This is a genomic window from Microvirgula curvata (assembly GCF_054781615.1).
Map to the genome: position 1 here is coordinate 180,134 of NZ_BAAGUB010000010.1, position 25,288 is coordinate 205,421.

Annotated in this window: 19 protein-coding genes; 4 read left to right on the plus strand and 15 right to left on the minus strand. The window is 64.7% G+C overall.

Annotated elements, in window-relative coordinates; genetic code table 11:
- Window positions 1-30: 30 nt before the first annotated feature.
- The 5 genes from ACYVG8_RS05505 to ACYVG8_RS05525 form a co-directional block, all read right to left on the minus strand.
- On the minus strand, window positions 31-1,824 hold the full coding sequence (locus ACYVG8_RS05505) for a M61 family metallopeptidase (RefSeq protein ID WP_107889502.1): 1,794 nt from the start codon (window positions 1,822-1,824) through the stop codon (window positions 31-33).
- Between the two features lie 84 nt (window positions 1,825-1,908).
- Entirely contained in the window at window positions 1,909-3,930 is a 2,022-nt protein-coding gene (locus tag ACYVG8_RS05510; RefSeq protein ID WP_028500065.1) for a thiamine pyrophosphate-binding protein, read from the minus strand.
- Between the two features lie 77 nt (window positions 3,931-4,007).
- Window positions 4,008-5,948, minus strand: coding sequence for a lipoxygenase family protein (locus ACYVG8_RS05515; protein ID WP_460745131.1), 1,941 nt, complete (start codon window positions 5,946-5,948; stop codon window positions 4,008-4,010).
- Window positions 5,949-6,209: 261 nt separating this feature from the next.
- Window positions 6,210-9,053, minus strand: a complete 2,844-nt coding sequence (locus ACYVG8_RS05520) for an adenosylcobalamin-dependent ribonucleoside-diphosphate reductase (protein ID WP_028500063.1) — start codon at window positions 9,051-9,053, stop codon at window positions 6,210-6,212.
- A 514-nt stretch (window positions 9,054-9,567) separates the two neighbouring features.
- The gene (locus ACYVG8_RS05525) at window positions 9,568-10,227 is read right to left on the minus strand and encodes a cytochrome b/b6 domain-containing protein (RefSeq protein ID WP_028500062.1); all 660 of its coding nucleotides are present in this window, start codon (window positions 10,225-10,227) and stop codon (window positions 9,568-9,570) included.
- Between the two features lie 251 nt (window positions 10,228-10,478).
- Here ACYVG8_RS05525 and ACYVG8_RS05530 point away from each other — a divergent pair, with 251 nt between their 5' ends.
- The gene (locus tag ACYVG8_RS05530) at window positions 10,479-10,688 is read left to right on the plus strand and encodes a glycine zipper 2TM domain-containing protein (RefSeq protein WP_028500061.1); all 210 of its coding nucleotides are present in this window, start codon (window positions 10,479-10,481) and stop codon (window positions 10,686-10,688) included.
- 57 nt (window positions 10,689-10,745) lie between these two features.
- Here the strand turns inward: ACYVG8_RS05530 and ACYVG8_RS05535 are convergent, their stop codons facing one another.
- The gene (locus ACYVG8_RS05535; RefSeq protein ID WP_460745132.1) at window positions 10,746-12,548 is read right to left on the minus strand and encodes a GGDEF domain-containing protein; all 1,803 of its coding nucleotides are present in this window, start codon (window positions 12,546-12,548) and stop codon (window positions 10,746-10,748) included.
- Between the two features lie 120 nt (window positions 12,549-12,668).
- Between ACYVG8_RS05535 and rph the strand changes: the two genes are divergently transcribed.
- On the plus strand, window positions 12,669-13,391 hold the full coding sequence (gene rph, locus ACYVG8_RS05540; RefSeq protein WP_460745133.1) for a ribonuclease PH: 723 nt from the start codon (window positions 12,669-12,671) through the stop codon (window positions 13,389-13,391).
- Here the strand turns inward: rph and ACYVG8_RS05545 are convergent.
- From ACYVG8_RS05545 to ACYVG8_RS05565, 5 genes are all read right to left on the minus strand, one after another.
- Entirely contained in the window at window positions 13,388-14,809 is a 1,422-nt protein-coding gene (locus ACYVG8_RS05545) for a hypothetical protein (RefSeq protein WP_460745134.1), read from the minus strand. The genes rph and ACYVG8_RS05545 overlap by 4 nt on opposite strands.
- Window positions 14,810-15,027: 218 nt before the next feature.
- Window positions 15,028-15,534 carry a hypothetical protein gene (locus ACYVG8_RS05550; RefSeq protein WP_146745009.1) on the minus strand — a complete coding sequence of 169 codons (507 nt, stop codon included), beginning with the start codon at window positions 15,532-15,534 and terminating at the stop codon, window positions 15,028-15,030.
- Window positions 15,535-15,545: 11 nt separating this feature from the next.
- Window positions 15,546-16,241 (minus strand): C39 family peptidase, encoded by a 696-nt coding sequence (locus ACYVG8_RS05555; RefSeq protein WP_051529003.1) that lies wholly within the window; start codon window positions 16,239-16,241, stop codon window positions 15,546-15,548.
- Window positions 16,242-16,252: 11 nt separating this feature from the next.
- Window positions 16,253-16,621 carry a hypothetical protein gene (locus ACYVG8_RS05560; RefSeq protein WP_460745135.1) on the minus strand — a complete coding sequence of 123 codons (369 nt, stop codon included), beginning with the start codon at window positions 16,619-16,621 and terminating at the stop codon, window positions 16,253-16,255.
- Between the two features lie 75 nt (window positions 16,622-16,696).
- Complete coding sequence (locus ACYVG8_RS05565) at window positions 16,697-17,698, minus strand: hypothetical protein (RefSeq protein WP_028500056.1); 1,002 nt, start codon at window positions 17,696-17,698, stop codon at window positions 16,697-16,699.
- Between the two features lie 480 nt (window positions 17,699-18,178).
- On the opposite strand from ACYVG8_RS05565, the gene ACYVG8_RS05570 reads away from it, so the two are divergent.
- Complete coding sequence (locus tag ACYVG8_RS05570) at window positions 18,179-19,585, plus strand: sigma-54 dependent transcriptional regulator (protein ID WP_051529002.1); 1,407 nt, start codon at window positions 18,179-18,181, stop codon at window positions 19,583-19,585.
- 27 nt (window positions 19,586-19,612) lie between these two features.
- Here ACYVG8_RS05570 and ACYVG8_RS05575 read toward each other — a convergent pair whose 3' ends face one another.
- The 3 genes from ACYVG8_RS05575 to ACYVG8_RS05585 all read right to left on the minus strand — a co-directional run bounded on the left by ACYVG8_RS05575 (window position 19,613) and on the right by ACYVG8_RS05585 (window position 23,381).
- The gene (locus tag ACYVG8_RS05575) at window positions 19,613-20,677 is read right to left on the minus strand and encodes an ABC transporter ATP-binding protein (protein WP_036386556.1); all 1,065 of its coding nucleotides are present in this window, start codon (window positions 20,675-20,677) and stop codon (window positions 19,613-19,615) included.
- Window positions 20,670-22,313, minus strand: coding sequence for an ABC transporter permease (locus tag ACYVG8_RS05580; protein WP_107889496.1), 1,644 nt, complete (start codon window positions 22,311-22,313; stop codon window positions 20,670-20,672). Before ACYVG8_RS05580 ends, ACYVG8_RS05575 begins: the two co-directional genes overlap by 8 nt.
- Before the next feature lie 72 nt (window positions 22,314-22,385).
- Window positions 22,386-23,381, minus strand: coding sequence for a Fe(3+) ABC transporter substrate-binding protein (locus tag ACYVG8_RS05585; protein ID WP_199489736.1), 996 nt, complete (start codon window positions 23,379-23,381; stop codon window positions 22,386-22,388).
- A gap of 196 nt (window positions 23,382-23,577) precedes the next feature.
- Between ACYVG8_RS05585 and ACYVG8_RS05590 the strand changes: the two genes are divergently transcribed.
- Window positions 23,578-23,922 carry a DUF2325 domain-containing protein gene (locus ACYVG8_RS05590; protein ID WP_028500053.1) on the plus strand — a complete coding sequence of 115 codons (345 nt, stop codon included), beginning with the start codon at window positions 23,578-23,580 and terminating at the stop codon, window positions 23,920-23,922.
- Window positions 23,923-23,931: 9 nt separating this feature from the next.
- Here the strand turns inward: ACYVG8_RS05590 and radA are convergent, their stop codons facing one another.
- A complete protein-coding gene (radA, locus tag ACYVG8_RS05595; protein ID WP_107889495.1) occupies window positions 23,932-25,287 on the minus strand; it encodes a DNA repair protein RadA in 1,356 nt (451 codons plus the stop codon).
- Window position 25,288 lies beyond the last annotated feature (1 nt).

Consider the following 25,288-nt stretch of genomic DNA (forward strand, 5'->3'; position numbering starts at 1 on the left):
AGCACGCCGGGACGAACCCGGCGCCCGGACTCAGATCATGGTTTCGATGCCGTGGAAGTTTTCGTAGAAGTCGAAGCTGAACAGCTCGCCCTGACCGGGGTCGAACGCCTGCCCCAGCCAGCTGGCGATCTGTGCAGCCTGCCCGGCACTGCCCTGCCAGCGCATCGAGGTAAACAGGACGGGCTCCAGCGGGACCGGGGCAAGGGTAAAGGACAGCAGGCGATGCCCGCGCCGCACGGTCAGCGTCACCGGCGCGGTTTGCGCCGCCACCCATTTCAGGGCGTCGCCGCTGAAGGCATAGCCATCAATGGCAGTGATTTCATCGCCGGCGGCAATGCCGCTCTGCCCGGCCGGGCTGGTATCGGCCACGTTGTAGATTGTGGGCCCGAGGTCATTGAGGAACACCAGCCCCAGATAGTTGCCGGGCGTGGCCTCCAGCCTGAAGCCCAGATTTTCCAGGAAACGCGGCACCGCAAGCCCGCCCGGGTGGGCCGCCCCCGCCTCCATCTGCGCCCCCAGACCGGGCAACCGGCTCTCGAAGAAGGCAATCACGTCCCCGGTGGTGTAGCCCGGATAGCCGGGGCCACCGTCGACATACTCCCGATAGAAGGCGGAAAACGCCTCGTCGAGGGAGCTGCCGGCCCGCAGGCGCAGCGCGACATCGGCCTCGAAGGCAATCAGCATGCCCTTATCGTAGTAATCGATGGAATTGTTGACCCGACCCGCATACTTGCTGTGGTTCAGATAGGTGGCCAGCGAGGAATCCACCCCGCTGACCCGCTGATAGGCCGGCTGCACGGTGAGATGGTTGTAATAGCCCATCACGGCGCTGAAGAACTGCCCGGGCGTATAGGCGCCGGCGCGGGTGCTGAGCAGATACTCGTAATAGCGGGTAAAGCCCTCGGCCACCCACAGCCCCTCGGTGAAGCAGCCGCAGGAAAGCTGGTGCTGCAGATCCTTGAGCGGCGCGGGACGCAGGCGGCGCACGTTCCAGGCATGGAACATCTCGTGGGCGCAGACCCGCACGCCATGCGCCGTCTGGTCCGGCAGAATGAAGACACTGGGTCCCAGTCCGCACATGGTACTGGTCAGATGCTCCAGCCCCCATTCCGCGTCGGGGTTGAGGCTCATGATGAAGGTGTAATCGCTGAAGGGGAAAGAGCCGAAAATGGCGAAACACTGCCGGGCCACCTCGGCCAGCTGGCTGGCGAAGGCTTCCGCCTTCTGCGGAAAACCGATGCCGCGATCGACAAACAGGCTGTAGATGGGTGTGCCGTGCACCGTCTTCTCGATCAGGTCGAACTTGCCGAGGGCGACCGGGGTATCGAGCAGGATTTCGTAGTCGGGATATTCCCAGGTGTTGTCCGCCAGCGCCCTGGCCCCGGACGGATGGTGGATGCGGGTCCAGCCATCCGGCAGCAGATAGCGGACCTGGCAAGGCCCCGAATGCAGGGGGGTGAACAGATAGCGGGTGCCCAGCAGGATGGCGTACTCGTCGTCGAGGATGCCGCAGGGCTCGCCAAAATCAGTGCAATAGGCGCTGGCCGTGTAAGTGATGGTGGCGGCACCGTCGGCGCCCCGCACCACGAAGCCCTGCCAGCCATTGCGTTCGACGGCAAGGGCCGCGCCGGTTTGCGGATTGACGGCACGCAGGTCGAAGAGATCGCGGGCGTAGGTGTCAAAGCTGTAATCGCCGGGCACCCAGGTGGGGATATTGAGCGGGATATCGCCCCGGGCGCACGGCCCGCTCAGGGAGAGCTCCACTGCCATCTCGTGCCGGCCGGGGTTCAGGCTGACGGTGTATTTCACGCTATTTTCAGTCATCGGAAAGTCGTCCTGTTGCTTGGAGCACGCAAAAGAAACCGCCAGGCCACGGAGAAATGCGGAGATGGCCCGGCGGCAGGATTGCTACTTCAGCTTCCAGCGCGTGTTGGAAGGCAGGTCGCGGCCCACATTGCGGACCGCCACCAGCGTGAAGGTGGAGGGGGATGGTGGCCGGGCCCCGCCGTGCTCGAATTGCGGGCACCCATCGCCCGGAGTACCGCCGGTGCACGGTCCGTGCGGCAGTGCCGGCGGCGGCGTGCTGGTGCGCAGCGTGGCCAGTACGTCCTGAAGCTGCTGGTTGCTCACCACTTCGTAACCCACGCCGCCAAATCCCCTGGCCAGGCTCGGCCAGTCCCACAGCGAGGTTTGCTGCACCTGGGCAAGGTCGACAAACTTCACCGTGGGCGGGGTGGCGTAGGCCTGAACATTGACCAGGAACTGCTCGATGGCGAACACCCCGTTGGCCATCACGAACACCACGCAATCCTGCCCCAGCTCGGCCAGCTGGCCGAGGGCGTTGGCGCTTTCGGCAAATGCCCCGTCACCGCACACGGCAATCACCCGGCGCTTGATGCCCCTGGTCTCCAGCGCCAGCTTGACGCCGCTCACGGCCCCCGGCGCATAGCCGATGGCCCCCCAGGCGAGCTGGGCGATATAGCCGCTTTCCGGAACTTTCACGTTGTTCAGCGAATAGAAAGTCAGCCCGGTATCGGCCAGCAGAATGGGCGCCTGGTCTTCCGGCAGCGCCGTCAGGAACTGGTGGTGAAGCAGGGACTTGAAGCTGTCCCAGGTAATCTGGTCACCAGCCGGATAGGTATTGGGGGCGGGAATCTCCCACGGGCTGCCCTGCAGGCGGGGGAAGGTGGCCACGCCATTGAGCTGCCCGTCCGGCTGCAGCCCCTTTACCGCCGCCGTCAGTGCCTCCATGAACGGGCCGAGCTGGATATCGCCCCAGTAGAGCTCGCCTTCGGTCTCCGGGCTGGCGAAACTGTTGATCATCACGGCGCCCAGACGGGCCTCGATCTGGCCAATCAGCGGCAGCGGCAGACCGGCCGCCGAATTGGGACTGTAATCGGCCGAGGCCACCCCCGAGAAGTTGAAGTCGGTCTCGCGCACGCCAAGCATGAAAATCATGTCCGCCGAGCGCACCAGGTCCTGCACGTTCTGCTGTGAGTTGCGGCCGTTGTAGACGCCCGAGAACTGCACGTCTTCACGGTATTCGCTGAGGATGCTCTTGCCCAGCAGGTCCGACAGATAGGGGGCTTTCAGGGCTTTCAGCAGCTCGACAAACTGCGCCTGCAGCCCGCCGCGCGCGATTTCCACGCCGCCGATCACCACCAGCTTCTTCGCATTCTGGAGCGAGGCCAGCACCATGTTCACCGCACTGAGCAGCGAGACGGCGTTTTGCGGCAGCGGCGAGGGACGCAACGGCGGGCGGCCGTCCACGGCCACGCAGGGATAGGCCTGGAGCCCCACCGCCATCTCGATATAGACCGGACGACTTTCGGTAATGCAGGTGGTGAGCGCGGCATCGATCAGATCGGGCGCCGTGGCCGGGTTGTCGAGGCTCACCGCCATGGCCGTCACTTCCCGCAGGACGCGCAGATCGGTGTGCGCACCATCGAACATGTGGTGCCACAGCACCCCCTGGTCGCGCTGCGAATTGAACTGGGCCTGGGACGGGGTGCCGTTGATCATTACCAGCGGCACGTTCTCGACATAGGCACCGGCCATGGCCTGCACGGCGTTCAGCGAGCCCACGCCGTAGGTGAAGGCCACACAGCCCACCGTCTGTCCGCTCAGTGCGCGGCCATAGCCATCGGCGGCATAGGTGGCGAGCATTTCGTTGTTCGGGTGCACCCGCACCAGACCCTCATTGATGCCGGGGTCATCGAGGGTCTCCACCCAGGGGGCGATATAGTCGCCGGGAATGGCCTGCACATATTTGCAGCCGATTTCCACCAGCCGCTTGTTGAGATAGCTGGCGATGGTTTCCGTGCTGCCGGTGGCGGCAGCCAGGAGGGAGCGCAGCGGTTGGCCAGCCTGGGACACGGGGTCGAATTCCCGCTTCTGGCTGGCGCCGGACATCAGAAAGCTTTTGAGCATGGTTCAGTCTTTTATGAAATGGGACGGGATGCCGCCTGACGGCGGCCTCCCGGAACGGGGTCAGCAGCCAGGCCGATTCAGATCTGGATGCAGCTCATGGCCGCCGAATTCAGTTCGGCGGACTGGGCAGACGGCGCCGACACGGTGAGATAGAAGTAGCCCACGCTGTTCGGCACGGTGGCGGCCTGTGGATTGGCCTCCTTGTAGGCGTTGACGCGCGCCTTCTGCCGGGACTGGATGTTCGACTGCACCGAGGCCGGGCCGGAACCCCAGACCGCCGCATGGAAGTTGTGCACCGCCTGGGCCTGGGCCGATCCTGCCGGATAGCCGTACGTCGCCTGGAGCGAGGCTTCGCTGCCATCGCCCGCCACCAGATCGTCCACCTCCGAGGTGCCGTTCATGACGAAGGCAATCTGGTTCTGGATCGGCCAGGCCACATGGCCGTCCGTGACCGCCTTCGGGTCGGGCAGCGCAGCCAGCAGTTGCTCGTCACTGACGCCCGGCGCGACGGGCGGCGGAGCAGTCATGGCAAGAGCAGCGTTGGGCAGGAAACCCAGGCCCGGCAGCATGCTGTTATTGATTGCCGTGTGCTGTATCGACCCGATAAAGAACAGGTTCGTCGCGAGCTGTTTCAGATATGCCCTGGTGGGCTGCCAGGTAAACCGGGCCGTGCCGCCAGGCTGATTGAAAGCCGCGGAGACCTTGCTCATCCAGGCATTGAGCGGCTGATCCTGGGCCACGGCCGCGTCGCTGGCATAGCTGGCATCCACCACCTCGCTCACGAAGTTCTCGATGGCATCCCACCAGACCTGGCCATCGTCGCGGTAAGGGAAGGAAACCGGCAGGGTCGCCTGATCGATGCCACGCAGCTTGAGCTGGTTGGGGAACGAGGCATCATCGAGGCTGTAGGAGCTGAACAGGCTGCTGATGATGTCGTAGAGCCCGATGCGGCCGGTGGGCAGGAACTGGTCACAGAACTGGCCCGACTGATAGAGGCCGGAGCCATCGGCGCTGTAGACCAGATTATTGATGTTGAAGACTTTTTTCAGATGTGGCTGAAGCAGCTTCAGGATCGGATGTGTTGCCGGAAGCTGGCCCTGCTCCAGCAGATTGAGGGCCGCGGTACCGAACTGCATCACCACGGTGTGGGTGTTGTAGAGGTGGGTGCCACTGAACCACCACTGGGCATCGGCATTGCCCACCCACAGCTTGGCCAGCAGCCAGCTGTTGGCATCGTCACCGGGGGTAAAGATATAGGCGCCCGGCGTCAGCTGGATGGCCACGGGCAGCAGTTTGCCGCCGTCGACCACAAAATAGACCAGCGGCGAGGTCAGCCACTGACCCGAACGTACCAGTTGCTGGCGTACCGCGTTGCCCAGAGCAATCTGGTAGTCACAGACAAACAGCGTATTCGCATTGACCGCCGCCTGGAGTTGCCGGGTCAGCGCCTGCGCGTCCTTGCTGCCCTTGGCGCCCTGCACCCACTGGGCGATGGCCGCAGCGGTACCCACATAACGGGCAATGACATTGGGGTTGGCACCGCCCAGACGCTGGCGGGCGAACTCGGCGTCATCGGCGATCCAGTTCTGGGTCAGGCGGTCCACATACCCCTGGCTGAAGGTAGCCTCATCCCAGATCCCCTTGGTGTAGCGCTGCCGGATCTGTTCGGCGGCCGTCCCGGTATAGCTCTGCCCGGGCACCCTGGCCTCGATACTGGCCTGCTCGGCGACCACCTGCCCGCCCCGCTTCTGGCTGGCAGCCAGATCGGCACTGGTCCACTGCCAGTCGGCAGGGATGGTATCGAGGCGGTTGAACCACGGCGGCAGCACACCGCCATAGACACCGCTGGTCGGGTACTCGGCCGGACCGTAGCTGAGATCGGCCTTGAGGTACTCGAAGGTGTAGTCGGTCAGGCTGCCCGCCGCGGTCAGGCGTTCTTCACCCTGGATCCTTGGCAGGCTTACACCGGTGGCAAGCCCGTTCATGTACTGCTGGATGGCAGAGATTTTTTCGGTCATGGGTGTGTCACTCCTTGTTATGTCAGGATCATCGTATTCACTGCAAATATGAAGAAAGCATAGAAATGATCTTGAAAATAGCAACAAGGAATTGCTTCACCCCCCGTCGTGCGGGACTCCCGCACCCGGCAGCAGGCATGAAAATGCCCCGCGATCAGGGATCGCGGGGCATCAGGTCAGACTATCAGCAGCAATGCAGCACAGACACGTGGCCGCCTGTGCCGTTCACATGCAACACGGCGGCGGCGGTCTCCGTTCCTCTCAGCCGCAGCTGCCGATATGGCCGCAGGCGGTGCAGAACTCGCAGCCGTCCTTCTTGATCACGGCGTGGTTGCCGCATTCCGGGCACTTGCGCCCGGCGGTCGGCGTGGTGTGGGTGGACAGCGACTCGAACAGCTCGCCCTGCTCCGGCACCATCACGCCCATTTCCTCCAGCGGATAGCCGTCCTCGTTCAGCACGCCGAGCATGGCAAAGCGGTGGATCATCAGCCGCGCAATATAGGCGACGGTCGACGGCCAGCTCTGCGACTTCTCGCTGCCCGGCAGGCGGGCGAAGAAGTCGCCCTGCGGTTCGGCATAGGTCAGCAGCTTGCGCAGCTTCATGCCGATCCAGGCCGGATCGATCACGCGCATGTCCAGGCTCAGCAGCTTGCACAGGCCGTCGAGCTCGCGCGGGTAACTGCCGGCCAGCCAGACCGAGAACGGGCGGCGCTGACCGTTCGGCAGCACCAGTTCCTTCAGGAACAGCACGAAGTCGTCATCAGTGGCCGGGTTGACCACATCGACCGACCAGCTCATGGTGCCGTCAACGCCGGACTTCGGTTCCTTCTTGGCGAACAGCGCGTCCATCACCGGCGTGGCTTCGCCGGCAACGGCCGTCAGCGCGCCCAGCTCGACGACGCGATGGCGCACCACCTGCGCCAGCACCGAGCTGGCGCTGGTTGCGTGAATGGTGTCGCTGCCGAGTTCCAGCGCGTAATGCTTGTCGTCAAAGGTCTTGGCCAGCGCGTCGAGCTTGGTGGTCAGCCAGGCGCGATCGAGCGAGCGCATGTCCATCGACAGGGTCTTGGCAACCGCGCCAAGGCCGCGCGGCTGTTCCGCGCCATTGACCCACACCTCGAACGGCTGGGTGTGGCCGTTTTCGATATGGCCGACAAACACGGCAAAGTCGCCGCTCGGGTGCTCGACCATATAGGTCCAGCCCGGATTGCCGCCCTTGAGCTTCGGCCGGTTCGGCCACTTCAGCGAGGCCAGCGCCGGTTGCGGCGCCGCGTTCAGCGCGATGCGGCGATCGGGATCATCCGGCGACTGGACGATGTCGGCCGGCGACGCATTGGTCGGCTCGATCGACAGCACCGAACCCAGCACGCTGTTCGGCCGGTAGGTGGTGATGCCCTTCAGGCCGGCACGCCAGGCTTCCAGGTACAGGCTTTCAAAGTCGGCGAACGGATAGTCGGCCGGCACGTTGACGGTCTTGGAGATCGCGGTATCGATATACGGCGCGATCGACGCCACCATGCGCATGTGATCGAGTGCGCTCATCGACAGCGCCGACTCGAAGTACTCCGGCAGGTTGTCGATATCGCCGCCGAGTTCGCGATAGACGCGATAGGCGTGATCCTCGACCCGGTATTCCTGCTGCGAACCGTCGGCCATGCGCTTCTTGCGGGTATAGAACCAGCTGAACGGCGGCTCGATGCCATTGCTGGCGTTGTCGGCAAAGGCGAGCGAGATGGTACCGGTCGGTGCGATCGACAACAGGTGCGAGTTGCGGATGCCGTGCTTCTTGATCCGGGCCTTGAGCTCCTTCGGCAGGCGGCTGGCGCAATGCGGTTCGGCCAGGTACTTGTCGGCCTCGAACAGCGGGAAGGCACCCTTCTCGATGGCGAGGTCGACCGATGCGGCGTAGGCGGCGTTGCGCATGCATTCCGAGACCCGGGCGGCAAAGGCGCGGCCGGCATCCGAACTGTACTTCATGGTCAGCATGATCAGCGCATCGCCCATGCCGGTGTAGCCCAGGCCAATGCGGCGCTTGTTCTGCGCTTCGCGCTTCTGTTCCGGCAGCGGCCAGACCGTCAGGTCGAGCACGTTGTCGAGCATGCGCACCGACTGTGCGACCACCTGCTCGAACAGACCGAAATCAAAGGTGGCCTTGCCCGAGAACGGCTCGCGCACGAAGCGGGTCAGGTTGATCGAGCCGAGGTCGCAGCAACCATAGTCCGGCAGCGGCTGCTCACCGCACGGGTTGGTCGACTCGATGACTTCGCAGTAGCTGAGGTTGTTGTCGCGGTTGATCTTGGACATGAACAGCACGCCCGGCTCGGCGTGGTCATAGGTCGACATCATGATCTGCTGCCACAGGTCGCGGGCCCGGACCGCACGATAGACCCAGCGGCCATCCTCGCGCAGATAGGCATCGGCGAACTCGCGGCGGTCGGGCTCTTCCTTGTGCACCAGCTCCCACTGGCCGTCGGCTTCCACCGCTTCCATGAACGCATCGGACACGCCGACCGAGATATTGAAATTGCGCAGGTCGCCCTGGTCCTTGGCGTGGATGAACGCCTCGATATCCGGGTGGTCGCAGTCGAGCACGCCCATCTGCGCGCCTCGACGGGCACCGGCCGACTCGACCGTCTCGCAGCTGCGGTCGAACACGCGCATGTACGACACCGGGCCGGACGCGCGGCTGTTGGTGCCCTTGACCCGGGCGCCCTTCGGCCGGATGCGGCTGAAGTTGTAGCCGACGCCGCCGCCACGGCGCATGGTTTCCGCCGCCTGCAGCAGGGCTTCGTAGATGCCGACCTTGCCGTCGCGCAACTCGCTGACCGAGTCGCCGACCGGCTGCACGAAGCAGTTGATCAGCGTGGCGGCCAGGTCGGTCCCGGCAGCAGAGTTGATGCGCCCGCCGGGGATGAAACCCTGCTCCAGTGCCCAGAAGAAGCGGTCGGCATGCTCGGCCGGGTTCTTCTCGATGCCGGCCAGCGCGCCGGCCACGCGGCGGCGTACATCAGCGACGTTCTGTTCGTCGCCCTTGGCATATTTTTCCAGCAGGACTTCGCGGGAGATGTCTTGCTCGGGCAGGAGTGCGAGTTTCTCGTGGATCACGATCGGGTTCCCATCTGTAGCGCGCGGGGCCCGGGCTGCAAGCCCGGCCCGCCATGAAAAACCGCCGTGCTCCCCGGACGGGGACGGCGGTGCAACGTGTTCGGTCATTTGCGTTGAATTCTACTAGATGTCGCTATGCATTCAAGTCTTGACACTAGATGTAGATTCTGGGGTCGGACATTGGCAGCAGCGAAAGCCCCGCCCCGCAAGGCTTTGTGTGCCCGGTTTTTTTTTCCGGCCCCCGGCAGGCGGCAGACGGACGGTCAGAATGAACGCCGGCGGACGGAAAGCGCCCGCCGCTGAAAAAGCGCTGAAAACGCGTGGAAAACCTGGACAGCGCCGGCCTTTTTGCCGTTCCCGGCCCTGCGGTCGCCCCGGCCTGCTGTTGCCAAAACACGACAGCCGGCCGGTCCGGGCACCGGCCTGCATCAGGCGGCTTGCACGTTTTATCCATGAAAAACGGACCGCTTACCGGGATAAGTGGTCCGTGTCGTCCGCTTCGCTCCGGCAGTGCTTACAAGCGCGTCACCAGCGTATAGATCGCACCGGCCGACACCACCAGCGTCACCATGGCGATCACGGTCGGGATGAATTCCAGCTTGCCGACTTCACGCTCGAAGCGCTGGTCACCGGTCAGCATCGGCCGGACCAGGTTGCGCTTCCTGGCCAGCGCATAGAACGCGATTGCGCTCAGGTGCAGCCCGACGGCGCCCAGCAGCACGTTGAACAGCAGCTTGTGCCAGCCGGTGATGCTCTCGGCCAGATCGCTGTCGATCAGATGGGCCAGCGGGCCGTCATACGAATAGCTGTCGACGTCGGCGGCAAAGAAACCCAGGGTGATCTGGGTCGCCAGCAGCGCCAGCATCAGCAGCACCATCAGCGCGCCCAGCGGGTTGTGGCCCGGCACCTGCTCTTCGGGCAGCGTGCCGCGCAGATAGCCGATGATGGCGCGCGGACCGCGGATGAAGAATGTGAAGCGCGAGGTCTGGCTGCCCAGCAGGCCCCAGATCAGCCGGAACAGCACCAGGGTGGCGATGCCGTAGCCGGCCCAGATGTGGTACTGCAGCCATTCGCCGCCCTGTGTACCGGTAAACCACATGGCACAGAACAGCACGACCAGCGACCAGTGGAACAGACGGGTTGGCACATCCCAGATTCTGACCAGGACCGACATAAGCTCTCCTCGGTTCGATTAAAACGATAGATGACACATTTTATTCCAGATGCTTTAACGCCAGATGATTCCGTTTTTTCATTTTCCCGGCGAACGGTCATGATTACGTCATTAATCATGCCGTGCGGGCAGGGTATTTACAGTTCAAAACACTTGTTTACAGGTTTGTCGCCGGCCAGCATTGGGAATCGTCGTGATTGCTGGTAAATATAACGCCATTGCCATTAGGAAATACCAAGGAGAACCCTGTCATGAAACGCACCCTGATTCCGATTACCTTGCTGCTTGCTGCCATTCTGAGTACCGGCTGCGCCGACATGAACAAGCGTCAGCGCAATACGGCGGCAGGGGCAGCGATCGGTGGCGTGGCCGGCGCGGTGCTGACTGGCGGCAGCACGGTCGGCACGCTGGGCGGTGCCGCCATCGGCGGCGTGATCGGCCACGAGACCACCCGGCGATAGTTCGCGCCAGCAGGCGCACCGCCCCCCACGATGCCGGCGCAAGCCGGCATCGTGCATTCAGGCCGGCACGCGGCGCTCGACGAACAGGCTGCGTCCGGGGGTCTTCTTGGCGATATGCTTGGCATCGGCGGCGGCGGCCGACAGCTCGTGGTGGCTCGCATACTGGCCCGGTTCGACCTTGACCGCACCGATCGACATGCAGGTCAGCGGGAAGAACGCCGCATCGCCGGTCCGGCCCGGCAGCACATAGCCCCCGGCCTCGCGATGGCCCGGCCTGAAAAAGGCCCGGGCACCGTCGTCGAACGCGACCAGCACCCGTTCCAGCCGGGGCTGCCAGTCGACACTGCGCATCAGCATGATGAAATCGTCGCCGCCGATATGGCCGACAAAATCGCAGCGGCCATCAGCGGCCTCCACCAGCGTGCTGCCGGCCAGCTGGATCAGTTCGTCACCCTTGTGATAGCCGTACAGGTCGTTGAACGGCTTGAAGTGGTCGAGATCGCAATAGGCAATGACGAAGCGGGCATTGTCGGCCAGCAACTGGTCGATGGTTTCGTTGATCGGCACATTGCCGGGCAGGCCGGTCAGCGGGTTCGCATAGCGTGCGGCCGAGATCTGCATTTCGGTCATGCGCCGCATCAGGTCGAAGCCGGTGCCCATGCCCAGATAGCGGCCTTCGTCGGTGATGATGAAACCGTCGACCAGATAGCGCCGGTCGGCGGCGACCACGCGCGCCGACAGGGCCTCGAGGCTCATGCGACGATCGACCACCAGCGGGTCGGCGTCCATCATCTGCATGCAGGATTTCTTGCTGTACAGCTCGCGGCTGAATGGCCTGGCAAAGGTCTCCAGCACATGGTGGCGACGCAGCAGGCCAACCGGCTGGCCGCCATCGACCACCGGAATGGCAAAGCAGTCGCTGTCGGCGTTGAACAGCTGATAGGCCTGCTCGTTCAGTGCGGCGGGTGGCAGGGTCGGGACTTCGATCAGCAGTTCCCCGGCCGTGGCCCGCGCGGGCGAAGCGGTCATCGGAGCATAGGTGGTCATACGGTCTCTGGTCTCCCGTTCGATGGCGCCGAGCGGAACGGCTTCGGGCCGGCCAAACAGATAGCCCTGGCCCAGCCCGATACCGTAGCGGTACAGCGGTTCCAGCTCGTCGAAGGTTTCGATGCCCTCGGCAATGACGCGCGCGCCGGTTGCTGCGGCAATGTCGGCCACCGCGGCGGCAAAGCGCTGCCGGACCGGGTCCTGATGAATGCCGCGGACAAAGAATTTGTCCAGTTTGACGAAATCGGGCTGCAATTCAGCCCACAGGCGCAGGCTGGAAAAGCCCTCGCCGAGGTCATCGAGGGCAAGCCCGAAGCCCATGTCGCGATAGCGACGCAACTGGCTGCGCAAATGATCATAGTGACCGGACGGGCGCGATTCGGTCAACTCTATGACAATATCTTCCGGCCGCATGCCGCGGGCCGCCAGCGCGCGCAGGCAGGCTTCCGGCCTGCCGCGTCCTGCGAGGATGCTGTCCGGACAGACATTGACGAACCATTTTCCGGTCCGGCCGCAGGCCGCCACGCCGGCCAGCATGACATCAAGGCAGAGCCGGTCGAGTTCAAGCAGGCGCCCGCCGGTTTCCGCCGCGGCGAACAGGTCGGTCGGCTGGGCCAGCACGCTGGTCGCCGGCCCCCGGATCAGTCCTTCATGCGCAAAGATCCGCCCGTCAGCCAGCTCGACGATCGGTTGATACACGGCCGTCAGGCGCCGGTGCTGCAGAATGGCCCCCAATTCCGCCGACAGCGCATCCCCCGCCAGCCAGTCCGGCAACCGGTCCGCAGGAGAATACACCAGGGAAGCCTTTGACATCGTCACCATCCGCTCGCCTCTTGATAATGCCGGCACTGTATAAGCCGAGCGTGACGACGGCATGACATGCGCCCGCCGGGCTACAATGCCGCCTTGTCGAAAGAACCAAGGATGTCCCCCATGCGCCCCTCCCAACGAACGGCCGAGGCATTGCGCCCGATCCGCTTTACCCGCCACTACACCCGCCATGCCGAAGGCTCGGTGCTGGTCGAGTTCGGTGATACCAGGGTCCTGTGCACTGCCTCGGTCGAGGAATCGGTACCGGGCTTCCTGAAGGGCAAGGGACGCGGCTGGGTCACGGCCGAGTACGGCATGCTGCCCCGTTCGACCCATTCCCGCATGCGCCGCGAAGCGGCCGCCGGCAAGCAGTCGGGCCGCACCCAGGAAATCCAGCGCCTGATCGGTCGCAGCCTGCGCGCCGTGGTCGATCTCGCCGCGCTCGGCGAACGGCAGATCCTGATTGACTGCGATGTGCTCCAGGCCGATGGCGGCACCCGTACCGCCAGCATCTCCGGTGCCTATGTCGCGCTGGCGGATGCCATTGCCGGCCTGATCACCAGAGGGGCACTGACAGCCTCCCCGCTGCGTGACGCCGTCGCCGCCGTGTCGGTCGGCATCGTCGACGGCACGCCGGTGCTCGACCTCGATTACGAAGAGGACTCGGCCTGCGACACCGACATGAATGTCGTCATGACCGGTGCCGGTGGCTTTGTCGAAATCCAGGGCACGGCCGAAGGCGCCCCGTTCTCGCGGACCGAGATGGACCGGCTGATGGCGCTGGCCGAACAGGGCATCCGCGAGATCGTCACCCTGCAGCGCGAAGCCCTGCAGGCACCGCGCTAGAACGAAATCGGCGCGCGCAGCGTCAGCTGGACATCCGGCGAGTCCCGGGTCACCCCCACGCCAAGCGTCAGGTTGACCGCTGTCGACTTGGTCAGCCGGTAGGCGTAGCCGAGCTGCAGCATGCCGATCTGGGCGGTGTACGCATCCTCGGGCGTCTGGCCGTTGACCTTGCTCTTCAGTACCACGTTGTGGTCGTAGGCAAGGCTGAACGACGAGCGGTCGTTGATGGCGATCCCCATGCCGATATTGAAGCCGATCACGTCGCCCGGGTCGAAGTCCTTGATATAGGTGGCGCTGCACACCGAGGTGTCGTTCGCGTCGCTGCGGTAGCGCACGCAGCGGTTCTGGTTGACGCTGGTCTTCTGGTTCCAGGTGTAATTCACCGAGCCGAAGAACACGGCCGGATCGGACGGCAGGATGGCCGACAGCCCCAGCTGGTAGCTCCAGAAGCCGGAACCGGTTGCCAGTTCGGTCTGATAGTCGATGCCCTTGGTGGTATCGGTCACATAGCTGACATCGAACGGCCCCTTGCCGGTCGTCGACTTGACCCGCAGACTGCCGATGTAATACGGACTGCCGTCGACCGGCTGGTTCAACTGGTAGCGCAGCGCCAGTTCCATGTCGCCGATGCCATTGCCGGTCGTGTTGAACACGCTGTCGTGCGAACTGCCGGTCGCCAGCGGGCGCTGGATCGAATCCTCAGTCTGGTACACGTACGGTATGCGACCTTCGATTTCCAGCCGGTTGGTGATGCCGTAACGGCCGGTCAGGCCGAGCACGAAGGCTGAACGGTTGACCTGGCGGATATCGATCAGGCCGATGGTGATGGCCGGGATGATGGTGTAGCCGATCAGGGCCACACGGTCGGAACTGGTGTAGGTGTACTGCAGCGACGGCTCGAACACGAAGCTGCCGCGCGGCGTCAGCACGCCGGGCACATCGAGATTCTGGGCAACGGCCTGGGTGCGCGCCTCGGTCGCCGGGTTGGTCGACGAGGGCGTGGACGTGATCGCCGGACGGGCCGGCGTCACTTCGGCGCCGCCGGGGCTGGCCGTCACATCGGGCGCCGGCGGCGAAGCGCTGGCTACCGTGGCGCCGATCGCATCCGGTGCCGGCGTAACCACCGGACCGCCCGGACTGGCGCTGACATTCGGTGCCGGCACGGCAGCAGCGACCGCCCCGGACGGCTGCACATTGAGCCGGGACTCCAGCTCCTGAATGCGCTGGCGCTGATCGGCCAGTTGCTGTTCCGTATTGCGACGATAGGACTGCCAGTCGTCGAGTTGTTTCTGCATGGCGTTGAGCCGCGCTTCCAGGCTGCTGTTCGCGGTCTTTTTCGGGGGGGTGGCCGACTGCGCCGACGCCGAGACCAGCAGCCCCGCGATCGCCAGGCAGAGGGTTTTCCGTTTTGCTGGCACGAGTTCCCTTTCGCCGGTTCATGACCGGAATCACCGCAGGCCAGGAAGGCTGGGCCGCCAGCGGGACCGTTTGCGGGTGATTCCATTAAAGGTGAGGACAGCGCGATAGCCAATGCCGGATGCGTTAACCGGGTGCGAGGCATGCGATGTTGCCGATAAACGGCAATCTGCCTGGCAAGAAAAGACAAACATGACGACAGCCTGATGACGGCAATGCCTCAGCGCAGCACCGATCCCAGCGTGGCCTGCTGGAGATTCCGCCCCAGTTGCAATGCATTGAATGCGCTGAGGCTCGGAGCAGACAGGTTCAGTGTGGTCAGGGTCTGGATCAGCCGGCCGTCGACGCTGTTCTGCACCGTCACCACGGTCGGCAGCATGCTCTGCACCACATTGGTCATGCCGGTCGACAGCGAACCGCCGGACAGCGCCAGCGACGTCAGCCCGGCACTGACCGCACCGGCCTGCGACACGGCCTTGCCGACATCGGCAATATTCAGGCTCTGCAGGCTCGCCAGCTGGCCATCGATATACACCGCCTGGCTGATGCCGAACGACATGACCGTCCCGCCCGGCACGGCATAGCCGCCGCGCAGGGTGTCCAGCTCCGGCATCGGTACCGCCTCGCCACGGGCGAGCACCACCGTGTCGTCAGCCGGCGCCGGTGCTGCCGCCAGTGCCGGGGACAGCGGCAGACAGCACAGCGCCATCCACAAAATCCGTTTCATGTCGTCTCCATTCAGAAATCCGTGGCGGGCGGTCGCAGCCAGGTCACATTGGCGAACGCGGGGTCGTAGCGCGCGGCCGACAGCGGCGCCGGTTCCCGGACCCGCCATTCGGGGTCGCGGTTGAAGCTGCGCTGCCCCTGTTCCTTCCGGTTCAGGATCACGAACACCACTCCGCCCCAGTTCGCCTCGAACTCGGGCCGGGTCAGGGTGCGCGTGCCCAGCGCCGGATCACCGATCAGCACCCGGCTGGCGCTGATCCCCTTGACCACGACGAAATGCCGGTAGCCACCGTTGTTGATCAGCACGATGGCAGGGATGCCGGCCTGGGCAAAGTCATCCAGCCCGACCTTGAAACCGTTGGCCTGAAAACCGCGCGCATCCAGATAGCGTTTCATGTCCGCCATGGAAAAGCCGACGCGCTGGATCTTCGCCTGGTCGCCGGTGCGGTACATGGCGGCGAACGTGTCTTCTTCCCGCGTCGGCGTGCCGTAGTGAAAGTTCAGCAGCGTCGCCAGCGCCGCCGACCCGCAACTGAAGTCATAGCGCTGCCGCACGGTCGAGCGGAATGCCCGCTCCTTCAGGCTTTCCACCCTGACGTGGAACACGCCAAGGCTGCCCAGCGGCGCCCCCATGTCGTCGGCCTGCGCCGGCAACGGGAAAAAAGGCGCCGCCAGGGCGGCGCACAGCAGAAGCGGATGCAGGTTCACACACCGCTCCTTCAGAACAGGGAGACGTTGAGAATGGTGGAGTTCTGTATCACCACCTGGTTGCCGGAGTTCTGCACTACGGTGCCGATGCCGTTCAGGCCGGACAGCGCGCCCCCGGCCATCAGGTTCACCCCGGTGCTCACGCCGTTGAAGGTGCCGTTGCCGACACTGGCCTCCAGATCGGCACGCTGGCCGACAAAGCTGATCATGTCTGCCCGGTTGGCCGCCTGCCCGGCCTGACCGTCCAGGTCCGCAAGCATGGTTGCACCATGCAGCACCACCTGCTGTGCATCGGCCGGTGGTGGTGCAGGCGGTTCGGCCCGGGCCGCCGCCCCGAGCAAGGCGAGCGCAACCGGAAGCGTCTTGAATATTCGGTTCATTGCCTGTTCCTTTCTGCATGCAGGTATCGGGCAACGGGTGCCCGATACCTTTTTCACTTCATGGAACAAGCGCAATCACTTCGCCGTCACCGGCGCCAGCACATTCACCGACTGCTGCACCACGGCACTGAGGCCGGAGTTCAGCGACACCTGGGCGATGCCGGCCGTGCTGCCGAACGCGCCCTGGTCGATGCTGTTGTTGCCGGTCAACATGGAAGGTACGCCCGTGCTGTGGAAGCCGGTGCCCGACACCGACACATTGGACGTCGCCGCGCTCAGGTCGGTGGCAATCCAGGTGTTGGTGTAGGTCTTGTTGTGGCTGTCGGTCGTCGTCGTCGTGTTGTACGAGTCCTTGGTCGTATTGCGGGTCGTCGACAGTGCCAGGTTGCTGGTGTTGTTGGAGTCGGAATAGGCGTTGCTGCCGTCATTGGCCGCATTGCCACCCTTGCTGGCGCTGACCGTGGTCCTGGTCGACGTGTTGTTCGAGTCCGCCGTCGCATTGCCGCCATTGGACGCCACCCCGCCCTTGGACGCGCTGACGCTGGTCCTGGTCGAGGTATTGCCCGAATCGCTGGTATTGCCCGAATCGGCCGTCGCATTGCCGCCGTTGGCAGCAGCACCGCCCTTGGAGGCAGAGGTGTTGACCGACGAGTTGGTCCTGGTCGACGTATTGCCCGAATCGCTGGTATTGCCCGAATCGGCCGTCGCATTGCCACCGTTGGCCGCCACCCCGCCCTTGGACGCACCGACCCTGGTGGTGGTCGAGCTGTCGGTATAGGTACTGGTCTTGGTCGAGGTGTTGCCGGAGTTGCTGGTGTTGCCCGAATCGGCGGTCGCATTGCCGCCGTTTGCGGCCACCCCGCCCTTGGACGCGCCGACCCTGGTGGTGGTCGAGCTGTCGGAACTGCTGGACGCGCTGCTGTGATTGATCGTATTCCCGGAATCCGTATTGGCCGTACTGCCGCCGGTTGCGGCAGAGCCACCGGCCAGCGCATTGCCGTCCACGGTAACGGCGGCCAGGGCGGCCGGGGCGGCAAATGCCATGGCGATGGCGGCGGCGAGAGCGAGTTTCTTCATTACCTTCTCCTGGTGAGTCGAATTGCATTGCGTCCCCAAGCGGGAACGTCACCAGGATGGCAAGAGTCATGCCTACATGTAAAAATCTGTTAATGCGTTGTTTTTTAACGGTTTTAATTTAAAAATGAAAAACATGAAAAAAAACCGGTACCGCCCGTCACTGGCAGTGTCTCGATTCTGAGTCAGTTCGCCGCGCGGGCCGCCACCCGCCTTCACCTGCCGTTGGCACAATCGGCCGCTCACCTGACGACATGCCCGGTTTTATTGCCCCTCGCATATTCTGGATGTACAGAAAACGCCAAATGTCCAGCGCGTTTGCCGTGCCGGACCGACAGGCGGAAAGCGCCATTGCCGCTCGTCATTCCTGACCGTCTGTCTCAATGACGAGACAAATTGCAGGCGGGAATGCCTTCTATCCCTTATATCCGTGAGGGGGGCCGCGAAAGAAGGTCACCATGCGGTACACAGGGGTAAAAGAAAGTGCAGAAAAAACGCATCCTCATAGCCAATGCTTGTGCGGAAACAACCCGTATCGCCACCCTGCTGAAAAAGCACGGCTGGGAAGTCCAGACGGAGAACCACCCGGACCGGCTGGCCCAGGTGTGCAGGCAGTTCAAACCGGCAGTCGGCCTGTTCCGCCTGGATGACACGCTGACCGGTCACCACCTGGCGCCACCGCTGCGCGCGGCGCTGGCGGAAACGCAGATCGACTGGATTGCGGCAGTACCGCGCCGGCTGATCGACCTGCCGGCCTGGCAGACGCTGCTGTACGAGTGGTTCTACGATTACCACACCCTGCCCTATGATCCCGAACGCCTGCTGGTCACCCTGGGCCGGGCCTATGGCCGGGCGCTGCTGAACCAGAACGGGGGGGAGCAGGTCGAGCCGCAGACGCTCGAATACGCCGATTTCATCGGTCAGTGCGCCAATATGCGCAAGCTGAAGGACGATATCCGCAAAGTCGCCTCGACCGGCATCAGCGCGATGATCACCGGCGAGTCGGGGACCGGCAAGGAGATGGTGGCCCGGCTGCTGCACGAGATGTCACCGCGCAAGGGCGGCCCGTTCGTCGCAGTCAACTGCGCAGCCATTCCCGGCACGCTGATCCAGTCCGAGCTGTTCGGTTATGAGCGCGGCGCCTTTACCGGCGCCAACCAGCGCAAGATCGGCCGCATCGAGGCCGCCGATACCGGCACGCTGTTTCTCGACGAGATTGGTGACCTGGCGCGCGACCTGCAGGCCAACCTGTTGCGCTTTCTGCAGGAAGGCACGATCGAGCGGGTCGGTTCCGCCGTCAGCAAGGAAGTCGATGTGCGCGTCATCTCCGCCACCCACGTCAACCTGCCGCTGGCCATTGCCGCCGGCAACTTCCGCGACGACCTGTTCTATCGGCTGAACGTCTGCAATCTGCGCATTCCGCCGCTGCGCGAACGGCAGGAAGACATCATCCCGCTGGCCGAACGCTTTCTGACCAGCTGTGTTGCCCGGCAGAAACTGCCGCCCAAGCGCTTTGCCAGCGAAGCACTGACGGCGATGCAGCGCTACACCTGGCCCGGCAATGTGCGCGAGCTGCAGAACCGGGTCTATCAGGGGGCGGTCATGTCGGCCGGCCGCCAGGTCACGCCGCTGGACATGGGCATCGACGACAAGATCGTGCCGGAAATTGCCTGGCAGACCCTGGACGAGGTCCGGGGTCTGGCCGAACGCGGCGCGCTGCAGCGGACGCTGACGCTGTGCCGTTACAACTATTCGCTCGCGGCGCAGAACCTGGGCATTTCCCGCGCCACACTGTACCGGCTGCTGGACAAGCACCAGCTCGGCACCGGCGACGATCCCGACGACGAGGCCGATATCGACGCCGACAAGGGGGCATCGGTTCCGGGCTGAAACGGCGGCTGTGTCAGCACTGAGACATCATTCCCCGGTGCGCGGAAACAGGGCCACACCCTGGACATCGAGCCGGAAGCCGACCTGCTCGCCCGGCTCGTGGCGGGCGTGGCTCGGCATCAGCGACAGCAGTTCCCGTCCGGAAGGCAGGCGCAGCGCGTACAGGAACTCGGCCCCGCGGAATACCCGCGACACCACTTCCGCCCGCAGCGCGGCCGCCGGATCAATCACCACGTCATCCGGACGCAACAGCACATCGACCGCGGCACCGGCCGGCAGCGCCTCGCTGCCGTGGCAGTCGATGCCATCGCCAACATCAACCCGGCCATCCGCCGCCATCACCCCGGCCAGCAGTGCGCCCTCGCCGACGAAATCGGCGACAAAGCGCGTGGCCGGCTCGTGGTACAGCGCATACGGCGTGGCCCATTGTTCAATCCTGCCGCCGCGCATCACCCCGACCCGATCGGCAATGGCAAAAGCCTCGCGCTGGTCATGCGTGACCAGCACCGCAGCCACGTTCTCGCGCTTGAGGATCTGCCGCACCTCCTGACCCAGGGTTTCGCGCAGCATCACGTCCAGATTGGAAAACGGTTCGTCCAGCAGCAGCAGGCGGGGCCGCGGCGCCAGCGCACGCGCCAGGGCCACCCGCTGCTGCTGTCCACCGGACAGTTCGTGCGGATAGACCGCGTCGCGCCCGGCCAGGCCGACCAGCTCCAGCAGGCCGGCCACCCGCTCCCGGCGCGCGCCGTCGGCCAGCGCCTCCAGGCCGAAGCCGACATTGCCGGCCACGGTCAGGTGCGGAAACAGCGCATAGTCCTGGAACACCATGCCGATGCCGCGCCGGTGCGCGGCCATCTGGTAGCCGGCCCGGGAAAAAACCGTCCCGTCGACCCGGATCTCGCCGGCCGACAGTGGTTCAAAGCCGGCAATGGCGCGCAGCACCGTGGTCTTGCCGCAGCCGGACGCCCCGAGCAGGCAGCCGATCTCGCCGGCAGCCAGCGAAAACGACAGCCGGTCAACCACCGGGGCGTCACCATAGCGCACGCTGAGTCGATCGACGTCGAGCAGCGGCAATGCGTCTGTCTCATTCATGTGATTCATTCCCCTTGTCCGGACGGCTGCCCTGCAGCCGCCGTTCCCTGGCCAGCAACAACACCGGCGCCAGCCCCACCAGCACAATGGCAACGGACGGCAATGCGGCCCGCTCCCATTCCCCTTCACTGGTCATCTCGAATACCCGCACCGCCAGCGTGTCCCAGCCAAATGGCCTCGTCATCAGCGTGATCGGCATTTCCTTCATGATGTCGACGAACACCATCAGCAGCGCAACCAGTACGCCGCCGGACAATTGCGGCAGATACAGCCGCCGGAACAGCGCCATCCCGCGCACGCCAAGCAGGCGGGCAGACTCTTCCTGGCTGGGCGGCACGCGCTGGAACGCGCTTTCCACCGGCGAGAAGCCGACCGCGCAAAAGCGTGCCGCCAGTGCCAGCAGCATCACCACCAGCGTGCCCTTGAACACGGCCGTCTGCCCGGCCAGCGCCGGGACGTGATCGATCAGCACATTGTCCAGCCAGGCAACCGGCACGAACACGCCGACCGCGAGCACCGTGCCCGGCACCGCATAACCGAGCGTGGCCAGCCGCACCAGCAACCGGGTCGGCCAGCTGCGGTCGCGACGCTGCGCATAACCGAGCAGCAGGGCCAGCAGCAGCACCATGGTCGCGCCGAGCCCGGCCAGCACGACTGAATTCAGCGTGAACTGCCAGTAACGGGCATCGAGGTCAGCGGCGGCGACCTCGTACGCCCACAGCAGCAATTGCACGAACGGCACGACAAAGGCGACGCCCAGTACCGTGCCGGCCCACAGCGCCGCCCCCCAGCCGCGTGCACCGCCCAGCCGGAGGCGGCGCAGCGGTGTCGCCGCGCGCGCGGCATAGGCGCGCCGGCCGCGTGCATGCTGTTCGAGCCAGACCAGCAGAAACACCGCCAGAATCAGCAGTGATGCCAGTTGCGCGGCGGACGACAGCGAGAACAGCGAAAACCACGCCTTGTAGATGGCGGTGGTAAAGGTATCGACGTTGAACACTGCCACGGTGCCGAAATCGGCCAGCGTTTCCATCAGCGCCAGCGACAGCCCGCCAATGATCCACGGCCGCGCCATCGGCAGCGCCACGCGCCGGAAACCGCGCCGGCGGTCCAGTCCCAGCGAAGCGGCGGCCTCGAGCGCGCGCCGGCCCTGGGTCGCGAACGCATTGCGGGCCAGCAGGTACACATACGGGTACAGCGCCAGGCTCATGACCAGCACCACGCCGCCGATGGAACGGATCGGCGGAAACCGGACCGGACCGCCGGCCAGCTCGCGCAGCTGCGTCTGCAGCGGGCCGGTAAAGTCCAGCAGGCCGACCATCGCGAAGGCCAGCACATAGGCCGGCATCGCCATCGGCAGCATCAGCGCCCAGGCAAAGAAGCGCCGGCCGGGGAAATCGTGCACCGCCACCAGCCATGCCAGCGGCACGCCAAGCAGCAGCACCCCGGCACCGACGCCGCCGAGCAGGATCGCGGTATTGCCCAGCAGGCGCGGCAGCACGAACTCACCGAGGTGCGACCAGATGTCCCGGTCGATGGTGGTAAACGACGACAGGATCACGGCGAGGGGCAGCAGCGTGACCAGCGACAGCAGCCCGGCCAGCCACTGCCAGCGCCGGACGGAAAAGGAGAACGGCATCGGATCGATTCAGACAAGCGGGAACGGGAAAAACCGCCCGGGGGCGGTTTCGGGAATCAGGCAGAAAATGAATCAGCGATACCCGGCACGATCCATCAGCTTGACCGCCTCGGCCTGCAGCTCACCGGCCTTGGACACATTCACGTAGTTGTGCTTGAAATCGCCCCAGGCGGCCACGGCCGGGTCCGGCTTCACCTTCGGGTTGACCGGGTATTCCATGTTCTTGTCGGCGTACAGGTTCTGCGCCTGCGGGCCGGACAGCCATTCGAGCAGCTTCAGCGCACCCTTCTCGTTTTTCGCATGTGCAGTCACGCCGGCGCCGGACACGTTCACGTGGGTGCCGGAGGTCTTCTGGTTGGCCCAGAAGAGGCCCAGCGGCAGCCTGGGCTGCTTCTCCATCAGACGGCCGTAGTAGTAGGTGTTGGCAATGCCGACATCACACTGGCCGGCCGCAATCGCCTCCAGCATCCTGGTGTCGTCCGGGAACGGCGCCGTGGCCAGGTTGGCCACCCAGCCCCTGACGATCTTCTCGGTCCTGGCCGCACCGTGTTCGGCGATCATCGTCGCCACCAGCGACTGGTTGTAGACCTTCTTCGACGTGCGCAGGCACAGCCGGCCCTTCCACTTCGGATCGGCCAGGTTCTCGTAGGTCGACAGGTCGGCCGGCTTCACCTTCTGCGTGTTGTAGAACATGGTGCGGGCGCGCACCGACAGCCCGTACCACTGCCCCTTCGGATCACGCAGGTGGGCCGGCACATTGGCGTCCAGCGTCTTCGATGCGACCGGCTTCAGCAGGCCTTCATGCGCGGCCTGCCACAGGTTGCCGGCATCGACCGTCATCAGCATGTCGGCCGGCGTGTTTTTGCCCTCGGCCTTCAGCCGCTCCATCAGCGGACCTTCCTTGTCGGTGACGAACCTGACCTCGACCCCGGTCTCCCTGGTGTAGGCATCGAACAGGGGCTTGATGAGCTGCTCGTTGCGGGCGGTGTACACGGTCACGGCCTCGGCGTGCGCCAGCGCAGTCAGGGTGGACAGAGCCACCGCGGCCAGGGCGAATTTTTTCATCATGAATCCTTCAGTCGATCGGGGAAGTGAGAATGAAACTCACCTTACTTGTCGATTCTTAACGGATTCTTGGCACGTGCCCGTGTCAATGTTGAAAACAGTTCTCATTTACAGCTTGACAGACCCGGTCCGGTATAGCTGATAATAATTCTCAATTATCCAGATTAACCCACGCTATCCCCTGAACAGGAGACAGACCATGAACGCGATGCTGGTTGGTGCCGATACCCTGGGCAACATTCCGAACGTCCTGAACGAATTCGGCATTTCCATTCACCGTCATGTCAGTGGCCGCAACAGCGCCCACCAGCGCAAGTCCAACACGCTGCCGGCAGACACCGACCTGCTGATCCTGTTCACCGATTTTCTGGGGCACAACGTGATGAAGCACTTCCGCTCGCTGGCCGCCAGCCGCGACGTCCGCTTCGTGGCTTGTCGCCGCTCAACCTGCGCGCTGAAGCAGGCGCTGTCGGCCGTGGGCCTGCAGACCTGCAGCGGCTGCGACACCCCCTGCGGCAGCGTCCGCCCGCTGAAGCGCGTTTGAGCAACGCGGTCAGCGGCAGGCGTCCACCGCCTGCTCCAGGCGTTCCACGGCGATGATCTCCATGCCTTCCACCGGCTGCTTCGGCCGGTTGGCCAGTGGCACGATCGCCCGCTCGAAGCCCAGTTTCGCCGCTTCCCTGAGCCGCTCCTGCCCGCGCTGCACCGGCCGGACCTCGCCCCCCAGCCCCACCTCGCCGAACACCACCAGCTTGTCCGGCAACGGCTTGTTGCGCAAAGACGACACGATGGCGAGCAGCACGGCCAGGTCGGCCGCCGGCTCGGCAATCTTGACACCGCCCACCGCATTGACGAACACATCCTGGTCAAAGCAGGCAATGCCGGCATGCCGGTGCAGTACCGCCAGCAGCATCGCCAGCCGGTTCTGCTCCAGCCCCACCGTCAGCCGGCGCGGCTGCGGTGCGTGGGTGTCGTCGACCAGTGCCTGTATCTCGACCAGCAGCGGTCGGGTCCCTTCCTGGGTCACCAGCACGCAGGAGCCCGGCACGTCATCACGGCGGCTGGACAGGAAAATCGCCGACGGATTGCTGACTCCGCGCAGGCCGCGATCGGTCATTGCGAACACGCCCAGCTCGTTGACGGCGCCAAAGCGGTTCTTGATCGCGCGGATCATGCGGAAGCTGGAATGGGTGTCGCCCTCGAAATACAGCACCGAGTCGACGATATGCTCCAGCACGCGGGGCCCGGCCAGCGCGCCTTCCTTGGTCACGTGTCCTACCATGACGATGGTGATGCCGGTCTGCTTGGCTACGCGGGTCAGCTGGGCCGCACACTCGCGCACCTGGGCGACCGAGCCCGGCGCCGAATTCAGCGCATCGGCGTAGACGGTCTGGATCGAGTCGATGACCGCCACATCCGGTGCTTCATGCTTCAGCGTGGCAATGATCTGGTCGAGGCGGATTTCCGCCAGCAGGCGCACCGCCGATGCATCGACCGCCAGCCGCGACGCGCGCAGCGCCACCTGGGCGGCGGATTCCTCGCCGGTCACGTACAGGACCTTGCGACTGAGTCCGATCGTGGCCAGCGCCTGCAGCAGCAGGGTAGACTTGCCGATGCCCGGATCGCCGCCGATCAGCACCACCGCACCATGTACCAGCCCGCCGCCGAGCACCCGGTCGAGTTCCTCGATGCCGGTTGGCGTGCGCGGCGCTTCCTCCGCCTGCACGTCGGCCAGGGTCTGCACCGAGGACGTGACCGACAGCGCTTCGTAGCGACCGCCCGGCTTCGCCGGCTCGATCACGGTTTCGGTCAGCGAGTTCCAGGCGCCGCAGCCCGGGCACTGTCCCTGCCATTTCGGCGAAGTCGCACCGCAGTCACCGCAGACATAGGCCGCTTTTGCGCGGGCCATG

Bases quoted from the DNA above. Each gene is read 5' to 3' on its own strand.
- ACYVG8_RS05505 (WP_107889502.1), bottom strand. From the start codon at position 1,824: ATGACTGAAAATAGCGTGAAATACACCGTCAGCCTGAACCCCGGCCGG.
- ACYVG8_RS05510 (WP_028500065.1), bottom strand. From the start codon at position 3,930: ATGCTCAAAAGCTTTCTGATGTCCGGCGCCAGCCAGAAGCGGGAATTC.
- ACYVG8_RS05515 (WP_460745131.1), bottom strand. From the start codon at position 5,948: ATGACCGAAAAAATCTCTGCCATCCAGCAGTACATGAACGGGCTTGCC.
- ACYVG8_RS05525 (WP_028500062.1), bottom strand. From the start codon at position 10,227: ATGTCGGTCCTGGTCAGAATCTGGGATGTGCCAACCCGTCTGTTCCAC.
- ACYVG8_RS05530 (WP_028500061.1), top strand. From the start codon at position 10,479: ATGAAACGCACCCTGATTCCGATTACCTTGCTGCTTGCTGCCATTCTG.
- ACYVG8_RS05535 (WP_460745132.1), bottom strand. From the start codon at position 12,548: ATGTCAAAGGCTTCCCTGGTGTATTCTCCTGCGGACCGGTTGCCGGAC.
- rph (WP_460745133.1), top strand. From the start codon at position 12,669: ATGCGCCCCTCCCAACGAACGGCCGAGGCATTGCGCCCGATCCGCTTT.
- ACYVG8_RS05550 (WP_146745009.1), bottom strand. From the start codon at position 15,534: ATGAAACGGATTTTGTGGATGGCGCTGTGCTGTCTGCCGCTGTCCCCG.
- ACYVG8_RS05560 (WP_460745135.1), bottom strand. From the start codon at position 16,621: ATGAACCGAATATTCAAGACGCTTCCGGTTGCGCTCGCCTTGCTCGGG.
- ACYVG8_RS05565 (WP_028500056.1), bottom strand. From the start codon at position 17,698: ATGAAGAAACTCGCTCTCGCCGCCGCCATCGCCATGGCATTTGCCGCC.
- ACYVG8_RS05575 (WP_036386556.1), bottom strand. From the start codon at position 20,677: ATGAATGAGACAGACGCATTGCCGCTGCTCGACGTCGATCGACTCAGC.
- ACYVG8_RS05580 (WP_107889496.1), bottom strand. From the start codon at position 22,313: ATGCCGTTCTCCTTTTCCGTCCGGCGCTGGCAGTGGCTGGCCGGGCTG.
- ACYVG8_RS05585 (WP_199489736.1), bottom strand. From the start codon at position 23,381: ATGATGAAAAAATTCGCCCTGGCCGCGGTGGCTCTGTCCACCCTGACT.
- ACYVG8_RS05590 (WP_028500053.1), top strand. From the start codon at position 23,578: ATGAACGCGATGCTGGTTGGTGCCGATACCCTGGGCAACATTCCGAAC.
- radA (WP_107889495.1), bottom strand. From the start codon at position 25,287: ATGGCCCGCGCAAAAGCGGCCTATGTCTGCGGTGACTGCGGTGCGACT.